Here is an 11,790-nt window from a genome sequence, read left to right on the forward strand (position 1 = left end):
AAACGCGTTAATTCGGGCACTTGTTCCAATGATACATCCTATTTTAGGTTGCAGAACGGGGCTGGCAAACAAAAACCCCTCGGCATCTGCCTTGGGGGTCTTTGTGGCTTCTGGCGAATTTTGAACCGCCCCGGGTTTGCCGGAGGCCGATTTATAAAAGTTACGCGGCCATCTCTTCGTGTCGAGATCGGCATAGTACATTTGTTCAGCCTCAGCCGGCGGTATATTGCCTATAGGCTCAAGAAGCCGTCGATGATTAAACCAATCAACCCATTCGAGTGTGGCAAACTCGACGGCTTCAAAGTTTCGCCATGGGCCTTTGCGGTGGATGACCTCGGCCTTGTAAAGTCCGTTGATGGTTTCAGCCAGGGCGTTGTCGTAGGAATCGCCCACGCTTCCGACTGAGGGTTCGATACCGGCCTCGGCCAGGCGCTCAGTGTATTTTATAGAAATATACTGACTTCCGCGGTCCGAATGGTGCACCAGGCCTCCGCGATGAACAGGTCTGCGATCATAGATCGCTTGCTCCAATGCATCGAGGACGAAGCTGGCATGGGCCGTACGACTGGCGCGCCAGCCGACGATCCTGCGGGCATAGGTGTCGATGACGAACGCCACATAGACAAAGCCCTGCCAGGTGGCGACGTACGTAAAGTCCGACACCCATAGCCGGTTGGGTGGTGCGCGGAACTGCCGGTTGACATGATCCATCGGGCAAGGCGCCGCCTTATCGGAAACCGTTGTACGAACAGGCTTTCCACGGATGACACCATGCAGACCAAGGCCACGCATCAATCGCTCGACTGTACAGCGGGCTACCATGATCCCCTCGCGTCTCATCTGGCGCCAGACCTTGCGCACGCCATAGACCTCGTAGTTCTCGGCAAACACGCGTGCGACCTCCGGCTTGAGTTCCAGATCACGCTTCGCCCGCGCCGACAGTCGAGCCGGATCATTGCGCTGAGCGACGCGTTCAAAATAGGAAGATGGGGCAATCGGCAAAACCCTGCAGATCGGCTCGACCCCGTACGCCTCCCGGTGATCATCGACGAACGCAATCATCGCTTGAACGGGCGGTCGAACTCCGCCTGGGCGAAATAAGCGCTGGCCTTGCGCAAAATCTCATTGGCCTGCCGAAGCTCCCGGTTCTCCCGTTCCAGGGCCTTCATCTTCTCGGCCAAATCAGTCGGAACGCCGGCGCGCTTGCCGGTATCAACCTCGGTCTTCTTGATCCAGTCGTTCAAAGTGGCCGGTGCACAGCCGATCTTCTGAGCCACCGACAAGATGGCGCCCACCGCGAAGGGTAATCTGCTTCATGATCGAGCACCATCCGAACAGAACGTTCGCGGATCTCGGGGGAAAATTTGTTTGTCGTTTTGTTTGTCATAGCCCTATCTACTCACGAGTTAGGGCCTCCGGCAAACCCGGGGCGGTTCAGTCACCAGTAGGTTCCCACTAACTTATATTTTCCAGAATTGTCGTTGAATTTCAGCTCGCATGTCTGAGGCGCTTGTTTTGTTCAAACTGATGCAAATCGAGGGCAAGACGAACAACCTGATCACTGGTAAGCCTTGTGGGATCTATCGCGCCGCCGATGCCATGTTCGAGATACACCTCCTGCATCTCAGGTGTGCGCAAGGCGCCAGCCATGGTCCAGTTCGGAAACAACCGATCCTTGACGTCGCGTGTATTGAGAATTGACGCGGAGCTGTGACGCGGATCAGTGGCAATTCGCTGGTAGGTCGTGGTGACAGCATCACGATCACCTTCTAGTATTTGTATAAACCACGTCTTATCAAAAATCAGGTAGCCGGTTATACCGTCGCGGCTGTTATTGTGCTGCGATTTTGCGAGGATTTCTCGCAGGTTTGTCAGCATCTCCCGATCACTCCCATCGACAGTGTTGCGGCTGTAATAGATGAGTTGATAGACCATTCGAATGTCTCCTGTGCGGAATATTAGCCCCGCTACGAAGTGATGTTTGAGCCGGAATAGGCGATGACTTCGTAACAATTGTAGATACAGATAAGGTCTGAATAATCTCTAAATCTCGGATGAATAAACATTAGAAAATTCAATGAGATGAGCCAAAAAAACACGTCTGGCCACCGCCGCTTAAGCAACGTCCCTTTGTGTTGTCAGCGCCCTCAACCAGAGTTGCGCCTCCGTCTGCGGCAATGGATGGCTGAACAGATACCCCTGACCGTAGCCACAACCATAGGACTTCAGAGCAGTCAGTTCATCTTCCTGCTCGATACCCTCTGCAACCACGTCGAGTTCCATAACCCGCGCGAGTAGCAGAATGGCCTGAACGATCGCGTTGTCATCAGGACGACGTAGACAACCGTTCACAAAGGTTCTGTCTATCTTGATGACGTCGACCGGGAAGGTTCTCAGGTGGCTCAGCGATGCGAAGCCAGTCCCGAAGTCATCGAGTGCGATACGCACACCCGCCGCTTTCAGCGCCTTTAAAGCCGAAAGGACTTTGTCTGAATCCTCATTTAGAAAGACGCGTTCGGTAATCTCGATTTCCAGGCTTTGCGGCGGCAGGCCGGCGGTCTGAAGCTTTCGAACGGTTTCATGAACGAAAGCGTCATTCTGGAATTCGCTCCCACTCAGATTCACGGCTATATGACCAAACGCCAGTGAGTTGGCGCGCCATTCCGCCGCCTGCCGTATCGCTTCGTCGATAACAAATGTACCTATGCGACGGGACAATTCCGGATCGTTTAAGGCAGCCTCGAATTCCCCCGGCGCTGTCACGCTGCCGTCAGCCTTGCGTAGCCTGAGCAAGGCTTCAAACCCCACATGTGCGCCCGTGCTCAACGCCACCTTCGGCTGGTAAAACAGTTCCAGCTTATCTTTATTTAACGCGGTTGCTACGCCGATAACCGTTTCGATGCGACGTTTCGCGACCGATTTCATCTTTGGCGTGTAGACATGATACGTGTTCTTTCCGGAGTCTTTCGCCGCATAAAGGGCTAGGTCGGCTTCCGACAAAACGTCATCGGCATCGGCCGCCTCGCTTCCATTCCAGATCCGAAGCCCGACAGAAGCACTTAACTGAAAAGACTGGCTCCGCCACGTAACCGGCTTGCGGAACTCAGAAACCAGCCTGCGGGCGATGGCCTCAAATTCGGCATGGTCCGTCACATTCGACATGAGTATGGCAAATTCATCCCCGCCTAAGCGGGCGACAATATCTGATTTCCGGCAGCACCGGCGAAGTCGGCGTCCCATGGTTTTGAGAATATGATCCCCCGCCTGATGGCCAAACGAGTCATTGACGTGTTTGAAACCGTCGAGATCGATCATAAACAGAGCCCTTAAACCCGCACCGCCCGGACTGAGGACGGCTTCGTCCAGGCTGGTGCGAAGGACATAGCGGTTTGACAGACCAGTCAGGGAATCTCGCGTCGCCAAGAACTGGGTCTGATCCCAAAGCTCGCGCTGCTCCGTTATATCCTGCTTCATGCCGTAGCGGCGAACAATGACCCCATCCTCGACCTCGACCTCACAGGAGACCCGCATCCAGCGGCGCTGCCCATCTGCCAAGATAACCGGACCTTCAAATGTATAGCCCGTCAGATTGGCGTTAGATTTTTCTATTTCCTTTTGAAGCTTTTTTCTAACCGCCGGCGGATAGAGATTATAAATGTCTTCGGGATCGACGGGCACCGTGTTTGACATCCCATGGATATCATACATGCCTTTCGTCCAGACGAGATCGCCCGTGACCGGGTTAATTTCCCAGGCCCCGATCTTGGCGAGCTTTGATGCCTGTTCGAAAACACGATTTTGCCTGGAAATTTCAAGCATCTGCTGCTTTATCAGGACTGTTTGCTGCGCTTGGGTTTCCATCAAAGCGACGATCTGGTTGGCCTTCTCGCGCTGCTCGTACAGCGACCGGACGACCAGGGCCAGGTCTTCAAGTTTACGTATGTCGTCGTCCGAAAAACGCCTGGGCTCGCGATCAATCACGCAAATCGTCCCAAGAGGCAGGCCCTGTTGCAAACTCACAGGCACGCCCGCATAAAATCGTATATGCGGCGATCCGGTCACCAGTTCGTTAGCAATAAACCGGTCGTCAAGCCAGGTGTCGTTAACGACGAAAGGGACGTTCAGTGCGACCGGATAATTGCAAAACGCTTCACTGCGAACGGTCTCTGTTACGTCCAGGCCGCATCTCGCCTTGAACCATTGACGATCCTTGTCGAGCAGGCACACCAAAGCGATCGGGACATTGAACATGGACTGCGCCAAACGCGCAACCGCCTCGAATTCAGGTTCTGGCTGGGTATCAAGTATTTTAAGGTCGCACAAAGCGTCAACTCTTTGCGCCTCATTTTCTCTGACGGGGTAGAAACTGGACGCCATTATACACCACGCTTACTATTACAATTGAAGGAAGGCCTTTAGACCAACCGAACCGGCAGGCCGTCTGAGGGATCAGGCGCAGGCCCTGTTTTCCGGCTGCTTCGACGTCGGCCAGACAGGATTTGTAAGGGCGGCGACAGATGGCTTGCCGAGCAGGTAGCCCTGCATGAGTTCGACGCCCATATCGCGCAGAACATCAAATTCCCCCGCCGTCTCAATACCTTCACATATCACCCGGATATCCAGGTCTTTCAGCATCGCTAATGTATTGCTAAGGATAGTGCGCTTTACACGGTCCGTATCGATGTCGCGGATAAGTTCCATATCGATCTTGACGAGATCCGGCTGAAATTTCGACAGCAAGCCCAGGCCCGCATAGCCTGAGCCGAAATCATCGATGGCTGTCTGGAACCCCATTGCACGATATGAGCGCAGGATATTCAGCAGATGGTCGGTATCCAGCTTTTCGGTTTCGGTGAATTCGAAAATGATCCGTTTTAACGGGAAATCATATTTCATCGCCGTCGCCAGGGTCAGGCGGATACAGGCCCGCGGCTCATAAACGGCATTGGGGAGAAAGTTGATCGACAGGCTTGTGCCGTCATCGGCAAACTTCAATCCCGCAGCCAGTTCGATCGCTTTGACGCGGCAGGTCTGGTCAAAAGCGTAACGATTTTGATCAGATACCTGTCCCAGAATGTGGCCGGCCCCCTCGCCATTAATTCCGCGCACCAGCGCTTCCTGCGCGAACACGGTGCCATCAGCGACGTTCAAGATTGGCTGAAAAGCCATCGTGATAGGCATTTCAAAGCCGGCGCCATCCTGGCAGCCGATGCACTTCTGACCACTCATACCAGACCTCCCTTACTTTTGAACTGAAAGGGTACGTCAGACCGGTAAAAATTCAGCGAACAGCCTTCAATTTAAAGATATAATGGTCAACCTTTGAGGATCCCCCCCCACATCCGTCTCGCTAATGATGCCCCAAAGACTTGAACAATCGGGACATCTCTAGGGTCACAATCTAGGCCAAGCGAGTGACCTCGAACCGGTTGAAACGATATAAGGCGCGCTTTTGCTAACCGGGTTTTAGCCATAACTCAGGATGAAAGGCATTCCGCTCCTTTTACGCCACGTTGTGCGACGGCCTCACATTGCTATTTTATGGCCTGAGCCTCCATTACAGGTATGGCCGCATGCCCTGCGTGGTCGGCCAATCAAAAGGAGACGATCATGGCAGAAGTTGCAGATATTAAAGAACACGCTGAAATCATTGGCGCCGATGGTGTTCACGTCGGTACGGTGGACCACGTCGACGGTGGCCGCATCAAACTCACCAAGCTGGACCCGGAAAGCAATACGCATAAGGGGCATCACCATTATATCGATTTGGGCCTGGTTGCGGGCATCGACGGGGACAGGGTGCGGCTTTCCGCCAACGCTGACGTCGCCGTGGCGCTCGAAGAAGAGGAAGACGGCAAAAACATCTGATCCCTCATTTCTACAACGCGATTACGTCGGTACTTATCAAGACCAGAAAGACAGACCTGTCTCGACGGGTATCGGGCCACGAACAGATGCCAAGGTCCTCAGACAGGGACTCAAGGTGGGGCTGTCCGGCCGCGTGCCTGCGACATGGTGAGACGGGTGGCGCATTGGCTTGGCGTTACGTGCCAAATCCTTATAAAATAAATGCTAGTTTAGCGAATGACACATACCCCAATCGCTATCGCTAAAACCCCACATCCTTTCGGTCTCTACACCGGACTTGTTCTCGCCCTGATCGTTATAGCGGGTATCGCCATGGTGTTTATCAATGCCGATACCGACGCCCACCGCGTTTCGGTAGGCATTCAGAACGCGCATATCGACGGGATGGACGCGCCGCGACCATGAATTAGGGCGGATAGCCCTACAAGACAGCAAGACGTCGCGTGCCATGGTTCACGTTCACGTCCGTTGGCCATTCCTGTAGAATGCAAGCCGTTCCGATTAAACACAGGCAAGCCCGACTTAGCGAGCGGTCAAACCAACAGTGCAAATGGCGCCTCGATCCCGACGCAGGGGCCCGGCTCCTCAATCAGGAAATTTTCATGAGCCTTGAAACACTTATTATTTGGCTTGTAATTGGCGCGATCGCCGGTTGGATTGCGGGCGCCATTGTCAAGGGCGGCGGTTTCGGCCTTATCGGCGATATCATCGTGGGTATTGTTGGCGCCGTCATCGGTGGCTGGTTGGCCGGCGTTTTGGGCATACATATCGGCGGCGGTGTTGTTGCCACGATCATTACGGCGACCGGCGGGGCCATTGTGCTTCTCTTACTCGTGAGACTGATCCGGCGGGCCTGATCCGGCGGCGCCTGGTGAAGGATGGGGCGGAGTGAAACGTGCTTTCGCATGATCGAATCCGATCAGCTTTTATCGCAGGGATCCGCGCCCGCCTTTGGCGGAGACCGCGCCTTGTTTTGCCCGGCCTCAGCCATAAAATCCTGAGGTGCAGGATCGCCCGGAATCAAAAAGGCCGAACCCAAGGGTTCGGCCTTTAAAATAAATTGCGCTGATTGACGCGAAAGACTTATGCCGCTTCGAGTTGCTCGGCCGACATCTTGCCGGACTTCGCGTCGCGTTGCAGCTCATAGGTGATTTGCTGACCCTCGTTGAGGCCATTCATGCCTGCGCGTTCAACCGCGCTGATATGAACAAAGACATCCTGGCCGCCATTTGACGGTTCGATGAAACCAAAACCCTTTGTGGAATTAAACCACTTAACTGTACCTGCGCTCATAATGAACCCTTTTCAATGACAGTATTATACGTACCCATGCGAATGCATGGGCACCTCTCGAACAAATTTTGAATGGGGATTCGCTAGGTGCGCTTGTTAAGCACAAAAGAAAACGGCAGACAATCTACGTCGAAGGCACATATATACTACATTTTTCTTGAAGGTCAACTATCAAATAAATTATTTTCAAAATTATAATATCGAACAAACGCTGAAATTAAAGTATCATAAAAATAATAAAGGGGGCACTATTTTCATTCCACCTTCGACGCGTACCGGTATTTCTTAAAAACCAAAAAGGCAATGCGTGCCCCGCAGGCCCTGACGCCGGAGAATGCGACGGAGGGAAGAAAGTATGCGTTTGTCGGTTTTTATAAGAGAAAACACCGATCGGATTATCAAGGATTGGGAAGCCTTCGGGCGCACCATTACCACTGACAACGGTCCACTGACTCCGTTCAGGTTACGCGATCATATCATGGCCATCCTTGCTTTTATCGCCGACGACATGGACTCTTCACAGTCCAGGGCAGAACAGGTCAAAAAATCGCGTGGGGAAAAGCCGCACAGTCTTAAAACCACCGCCGCTGAGGTCCACGCGTCCTCTCGCCACGACGACGGATATGACATGGATCAAATGGTCTCTGAATATCGGGCCTTACGCGCAAGCATCGTAAAACTGTGGCTGACGCAGCAGACAGCCCGTTCAGATACCGATATTGCCGACCTCACACGCTTTCACGAGGCCATCGATCAGAGTCTGACCGAGTCTATTCGCGGCTACACGGTAAAGCTTGATGCGGCGCGCAATCTCTTTTTGGGTATTCTCGGTCACGACATACGCAATCCACTCGGCGCGATTTCCATGTCGGCACAGGTCATGCTGAGAATGGGACCCTCTGGCGAACGCGAGAAGATGATGCTGAACCAGATCCGCGAGAGCACCGAGCGTGCAAATGAAATTGTCAGCAACCTGCTCGATCTGATGCGCTCGCGACTGGGAACCGGGCTCCCAATCATACGGACGTTAATGGACGTCGGCTCGATGGGGCAGAAGATCGTCGATGAGATGAGGTCGATGCACCCTCACCGACAGTTCGCCATTGATATCCAGCGTAATCTGGCCGGAGAGTGGGACGCGCCGAGACTGGGACAGGTTCTCTCAAACCTGTTGAGCAATGCTGTTCAGTACGGCTTCACAGACTCGCCCATAACGGTCAGAATTGCAGGACTGCCTGATCGGGTGGAAATGTCCGTACACAATTCGGGCACGCCCATCCCCAAAGAGGCCGCCGCCCGGATTTTTGACGCTCTGACCCGCGTTCAGGTCGGCGAAACCGGCGAACACAACGCCGATACCCAGAACCTGGGTCTCGGCCTTTACATTACCAAACAGATTATAATCGCGCATGGCGGAACCATATCCGTCACTTCCGATGACACGGCAACGGTCTTTACGACAGTCCTGCCACGTCAGGTATCGGTAATTTCGACCTGTCGTCAGGCAATCGACGGTCCCCAACGGTATCCTTACTAATTATCCGGTATCCCTGATCCATGTTGATCAGTCCTCCTGGCGGTTCCGGTCCAGCACAAGCCACCGATTGAAATAGCCAGTCTAGGATATCCAGATGCCCCCTTCCCCGAACATAATCAGCGCCCCCCGGACCAAGATTCTCGTGGTGGACGACAATCGCCCCGCGGCTATGAGTTTAACCTGGGCGATGGAGACGCAAGGCTACGACGTCATGACCTGTTTTGACGGACCTGAAGCCCTATCCATCGCCGACGACTTTCTGCCGCAAGTCATCCTGCTGGATATCGGTATGCCCGTAATGGACGGTCTTGAAGTCTGCCGCCGCATTCGCGCCGATCCCTTGCTAAGTGGCACTGTCGTCTACGCCCAGACGGCCTGGGGCGATGCTCTAATGCGCAAGCAAACCCGGGAAGCCGGCTTCGATCGCCATATCACCAAACCCATAAATCTCGATTCCCTCTTAGTACTCATCGGGTCCGATGAGCAGAGACGCCATTAGGCATATGAGCACTTGCGAGAGAACCAAAGGCTTACCCGGCGGCACTCGCAATGTCTTGCGATATACTTAGAACGCGCTTTTGCAGTCTCGGTGCAACGAAATCGAGGAAAGCCCGCAATTTCAACGGCTGCTGCTGGTGCGGAGCGTGGACGAGGTGCACCGGCAACGCCGGAGGCGTCCAATCCGCCAATATCGGCAACAGTAAACCCGCCCTGATGCTGGCTGCCGCCTGGTAGGACAGCACCCGGGCAATTCCCACGCCCGCGATCGCACCGGCGACGACGCCTTCCGCGGTGCTGACCGAAAAGCGAGGATTAATCGTAACTTGCCGCAGGGTATTTCCTTCGACGAATGGCCATTCCCGGTACCGCTGCAGGCCTTCGAACGCGATGCAGTCATGTTCGGCAAGCGCATCAGGTGTCTCAGGCCTGCCCCGACGTTCAAAATAATCCGGGCTACCGCAGATAACCCATCGGATCTCGCCGACCCTGCGTGCGACCAGAGCACTATCCGGCAGGCGACCGATTCTGACCGCGACGTCGACATGGCTTTCTACGAGATCAATGACACTGTCGGACAGAACGAGGCGCACTGTCACGTCGGGATAGGCGGCGAGAAAATCGTGGACGATCGGCGCGACATTGAGTGTACCGAACGCGATGGGCGCCGTGACGAGCAATTCGCCACGCGGTGCACGGTACTCCCCGGACGCAGCGCGCTCCGCTTCGGATAATTCCTCAAGCACCCTCCGAGCTGAAGCGATATAGGCCGTACCAGCCTCGGTAAGCAGGAGTTTGCGGCTTGTGCGAACGACGAGTTGCGAACCGAGAAAGGCCTCAAGATCGGAAACGCGGCGGCTAACGGTTGGAAGGGGTACGTTAAGGGATCGGGATGCTGCCGACAAGCTTCCGCCATCCACTGCCGCGACCAGCGTGCGCATAGCCTCGAACCTGTCCATACTCCCTCTCGTTTTATGGAAGTGAGACTTTCGTACTTAGCATCTGACTGCGAAATGCGGAGGGGTCTAATTCTATGACGCCACAACAACTCAACCTGTCAAGGAGACAAGCACATGTCACGCATTCCCACTCCCGCCATCGAACAGACCCCGGAAAAATCCCAGCCCCTGCTTGCGGCGGTTCGGAAGCAACTCGGCTCCGTTCCCAACCTCTTTCGCATCGTCGCCAACAGCCCGGCGGCACTGGAAGGCTATCTAGGCCTCTCCGGCGCGCTTGGCCAAGGCGCGCTGGCTGCGCAGACCCGTGAGCGAATTGCGCTGGCGATCGCAGAGGTGAATGATTGCGGCTACTGCCTTTCGGCCCATACTTACATCGCACGCAACCTCGCCAAGCTGGACGATGCGGAAATTACCGCCAACCTCAATGGCGCCTCCAACGATGTCAAGGCGGATGCCGCCGTGCGCTTCGCTGTTAAGCTGGCCCGAGAACGCGGGCAGACGAGCGATGCCGATATCGCAGCGCTCAAGGACACCGGATACGCCGACGCCGAGATCGTCGAAATCATCGCTCATGTCGCGCTCAATACCTTCACCAACTACGTCAATGAAGCGCTGAAGACCGAAATCGACTTCCCGATCGTGACGGTTCGTGCAGGCGCCGCAGCTTAATCCTTTCTCCAACCAAGGTACCAAGATGCCGGCGCTGCCGCGTCGGCAAACCCTTACCCATACCTTCAAATCTAGGAGACTTCCTATGACCATTCGTTTCAACACCGTCGATGTCGATGGCCTCAAGCTGTTCTACCGCGAGGCCGGCGACGTAGACCGCCCCACAGTACTGCTGCTGCACGGCTTCCCAAGCGCCAGCCACATGTTCCGTGACCTGATCCCCGAACTCTCCCAGCACTATCACGTCGTCGCACCGGACTTGCCCGGCTTCGGCATGACGGAACAGCCTGCCCGCGACCAGTTCGGCTATACGTTCGAGAACATCACGAACGTCGTCGACCGCTTTATTGAGGTCCTCGGCCTGACGAGATTCGCCATCTATGTGTTCGACTACGGCGCTCCCGTGGGCTTCCGGCTGGCGGTCAAGCACCCCGAGCGGATCACGGCGATCGTCACCCAGAACGGCAACACCTATGTCGAAGGGGTATCTGACGCCTTCGCGCCGGTGATGGCCTATTGGAACGAGCCGACTAAAGCCAACCGCGACGCGCTACGTTGCTTCCTGGCGCCCGAGACGACCCTCTTCCAATATACCCACGGGGTCGATGATCCGACAATAGTCTCGCCCGACGGCCGCAACCTTGATGATTTTTATCTGTCGCGACCCGGCAACGACGAAATCCAGCTCGATCTGATGCTCGATTACCAGACCAATGTTGCGCTTTACGACACTATCCAGGCCTACCTGCGTGCGCATCAGCCGCCAGTGCTGGCGATCTGGGGCAAGAATGACCCGTTCTTCATACCGGCGGGCGCCGAGGCGTTCAGGCGCGATGTGCCGGCGGCGGACGTTCGCTTTGTCGAGAGTGGACACTTTGCCCTCGAAACCCACGCTGCCGAGATCGGCGCTGCGATGCGCGAATTCCTCGGCAAGCATATCGGCTGAGCCACCTGTCCGGGCGCACC

Annotated in this window: 12 protein-coding genes, 1 pseudogene and 1 other annotated feature; of the genes and pseudogenes, 7 read left to right on the top strand and 6 right to left on the bottom strand. The window is 55.1% G+C overall.

The genetic code is table 11. The features are described from left to right. Window positions 1–180 precede the first annotated feature (180 nt). The 4 genes and pseudogenes from BLO49_RS12240 to BLO49_RS12255 all read right to left on the bottom strand — a co-directional run. Window positions 181–1,387 (bottom strand): annotated as a pseudogene (locus BLO49_RS12240) (IS3 family transposase); the annotation flags it as partial. After that, window positions 988–1,104, bottom strand: a sequence feature (AL1L pseudoknot). (Overlaps the previous pseudogene by 117 nt.) A 101-nt stretch (window positions 1,388–1,488) precedes the next feature. Beyond that, window positions 1,489–1,935, bottom strand: coding sequence for a BLUF domain-containing protein (locus BLO49_RS12245; RefSeq protein WP_090648912.1), 447 nt, complete (start codon window positions 1,933–1,935; stop codon window positions 1,489–1,491). Between the two features lie 180 nt (window positions 1,936–2,115). Further along, a complete protein-coding gene (locus BLO49_RS12250) occupies window positions 2,116–4,377 on the bottom strand; it encodes a putative bifunctional diguanylate cyclase/phosphodiesterase (protein ID WP_090648914.1) in 2,262 nt (753 codons plus the stop codon). Window positions 4,378–4,449: 72 nt separating this feature from the next. After that, window positions 4,450–5,229 (bottom strand): EAL domain-containing protein, encoded by a 780-nt coding sequence (locus tag BLO49_RS12255; RefSeq protein WP_090648917.1) that lies wholly within the window; start codon window positions 5,227–5,229, stop codon window positions 4,450–4,452. 381 nt (window positions 5,230–5,610) lie between these two features. Between BLO49_RS12255 and BLO49_RS12260 the strand changes: the two genes are divergently transcribed. From BLO49_RS12260 to BLO49_RS12265, 3 genes are all read left to right on the top strand, one after another. Then, window positions 5,611–5,868, top strand: a complete 258-nt coding sequence (locus BLO49_RS12260; protein ID WP_090648919.1) for a DUF2171 domain-containing protein — start codon at window positions 5,611–5,613, stop codon at window positions 5,866–5,868. A 216-nt stretch (window positions 5,869–6,084) separates the two neighbouring features. Further along, the gene (locus BLO49_RS18200) at window positions 6,085–6,273 is read left to right on the top strand and encodes a hypothetical protein (protein ID WP_139159682.1); all 189 of its coding nucleotides are present in this window, start codon (window positions 6,085–6,087) and stop codon (window positions 6,271–6,273) included. Window positions 6,274–6,470: 197 nt separating this feature from the next. Then, window positions 6,471–6,725 (top strand): GlsB/YeaQ/YmgE family stress response membrane protein, encoded by a 255-nt coding sequence (locus tag BLO49_RS12265; protein ID WP_090648922.1) that lies wholly within the window; start codon window positions 6,471–6,473, stop codon window positions 6,723–6,725. Window positions 6,726–6,951: 226 nt separating this feature from the next. Here BLO49_RS12265 and BLO49_RS12270 read toward each other — a convergent pair whose 3' ends face one another. After that, the gene (locus tag BLO49_RS12270; protein WP_090648925.1) at window positions 6,952–7,161 is read right to left on the bottom strand and encodes a cold-shock protein; all 210 of its coding nucleotides are present in this window, start codon (window positions 7,159–7,161) and stop codon (window positions 6,952–6,954) included. A gap of 355 nt (window positions 7,162–7,516) precedes the next feature. Between BLO49_RS12270 and BLO49_RS12275 the strand changes: the two genes are divergently transcribed. Both BLO49_RS12275 and BLO49_RS12280 read left to right on the top strand, forming a co-directional pair. After that, window positions 7,517–8,698, top strand: coding sequence for a sensor histidine kinase (locus BLO49_RS12275; protein ID WP_090649057.1), 1,182 nt, complete (start codon window positions 7,517–7,519; stop codon window positions 8,696–8,698). Window positions 8,699–8,792: 94 nt separating this feature from the next. Next, on the top strand, window positions 8,793–9,197 hold the full coding sequence (locus BLO49_RS12280; RefSeq protein WP_090648928.1) for a response regulator: 405 nt from the start codon (window positions 8,793–8,795) through the stop codon (window positions 9,195–9,197). A gap of 31 nt (window positions 9,198–9,228) precedes the next feature. Here BLO49_RS12280 and BLO49_RS12285 read toward each other — a convergent pair whose 3' ends face one another. Further along, window positions 9,229–10,155, bottom strand: coding sequence for a LysR family transcriptional regulator (locus BLO49_RS12285; protein ID WP_090648930.1), 927 nt, complete (start codon window positions 10,153–10,155; stop codon window positions 9,229–9,231). A 114-nt stretch (window positions 10,156–10,269) separates the two neighbouring features. Here BLO49_RS12285 and BLO49_RS12290 point away from each other — a divergent pair, with 114 nt between their 5' ends. Both BLO49_RS12290 and BLO49_RS12295 read left to right on the top strand, forming a co-directional pair. Next, window positions 10,270–10,824, top strand: coding sequence for a carboxymuconolactone decarboxylase family protein (locus BLO49_RS12290; protein ID WP_090648933.1), 555 nt, complete (start codon window positions 10,270–10,272; stop codon window positions 10,822–10,824). Between the two features lie 85 nt (window positions 10,825–10,909). After that, window positions 10,910–11,770, top strand: coding sequence for an alpha/beta fold hydrolase (locus BLO49_RS12295; RefSeq protein WP_090648935.1), 861 nt, complete (start codon window positions 10,910–10,912; stop codon window positions 11,768–11,770). Window positions 11,771–11,790 lie beyond the last annotated feature (20 nt).

This window comes from Asticcacaulis taihuensis, assembly GCF_900100255.1.
Taxonomy (GTDB): Bacteria; Pseudomonadota; Alphaproteobacteria; order Caulobacterales; family Caulobacteraceae; genus Asticcacaulis; species Asticcacaulis taihuensis.

Bases quoted from the DNA above. Each gene is read 5' to 3' on its own strand.
- BLO49_RS12245 (WP_090648912.1), bottom strand. From the start codon at position 1,935: ATGGTCTATCAACTCATCTATTACAGCCGCAACACTGTCGATGGGAGT.
- BLO49_RS12270 (WP_090648925.1), bottom strand. From the start codon at position 7,161: ATGAGCGCAGGTACAGTTAAGTGGTTTAATTCCACAAAGGGTTTTGGT.
- BLO49_RS18200 (WP_139159682.1), top strand. From the start codon at position 6,085: ATGACACATACCCCAATCGCTATCGCTAAAACCCCACATCCTTTCGGT.
- BLO49_RS12255 (WP_090648917.1), bottom strand. From the start codon at position 5,229: ATGAGTGGTCAGAAGTGCATCGGCTGCCAGGATGGCGCCGGCTTTGAA.
- BLO49_RS12280 (WP_090648928.1), top strand. From the start codon at position 8,793: ATGCCCCCTTCCCCGAACATAATCAGCGCCCCCCGGACCAAGATTCTC.
- BLO49_RS12275 (WP_090649057.1), top strand. From the start codon at position 7,517: ATGCGTTTGTCGGTTTTTATAAGAGAAAACACCGATCGGATTATCAAG.
- BLO49_RS12250 (WP_090648914.1), bottom strand. From the start codon at position 4,377: ATGGCGTCCAGTTTCTACCCCGTCAGAGAAAATGAGGCGCAAAGAGTT.
- BLO49_RS12265 (WP_090648922.1), top strand. From the start codon at position 6,471: ATGAGCCTTGAAACACTTATTATTTGGCTTGTAATTGGCGCGATCGCC.
- BLO49_RS12295 (WP_090648935.1), top strand. From the start codon at position 10,910: ATGACCATTCGTTTCAACACCGTCGATGTCGATGGCCTCAAGCTGTTC.
- BLO49_RS12290 (WP_090648933.1), top strand. From the start codon at position 10,270: ATGTCACGCATTCCCACTCCCGCCATCGAACAGACCCCGGAAAAATCC.
- BLO49_RS12260 (WP_090648919.1), top strand. From the start codon at position 5,611: ATGGCAGAAGTTGCAGATATTAAAGAACACGCTGAAATCATTGGCGCC.
- BLO49_RS12285 (WP_090648930.1), bottom strand. From the start codon at position 10,155: ATGGACAGGTTCGAGGCTATGCGCACGCTGGTCGCGGCAGTGGATGGC.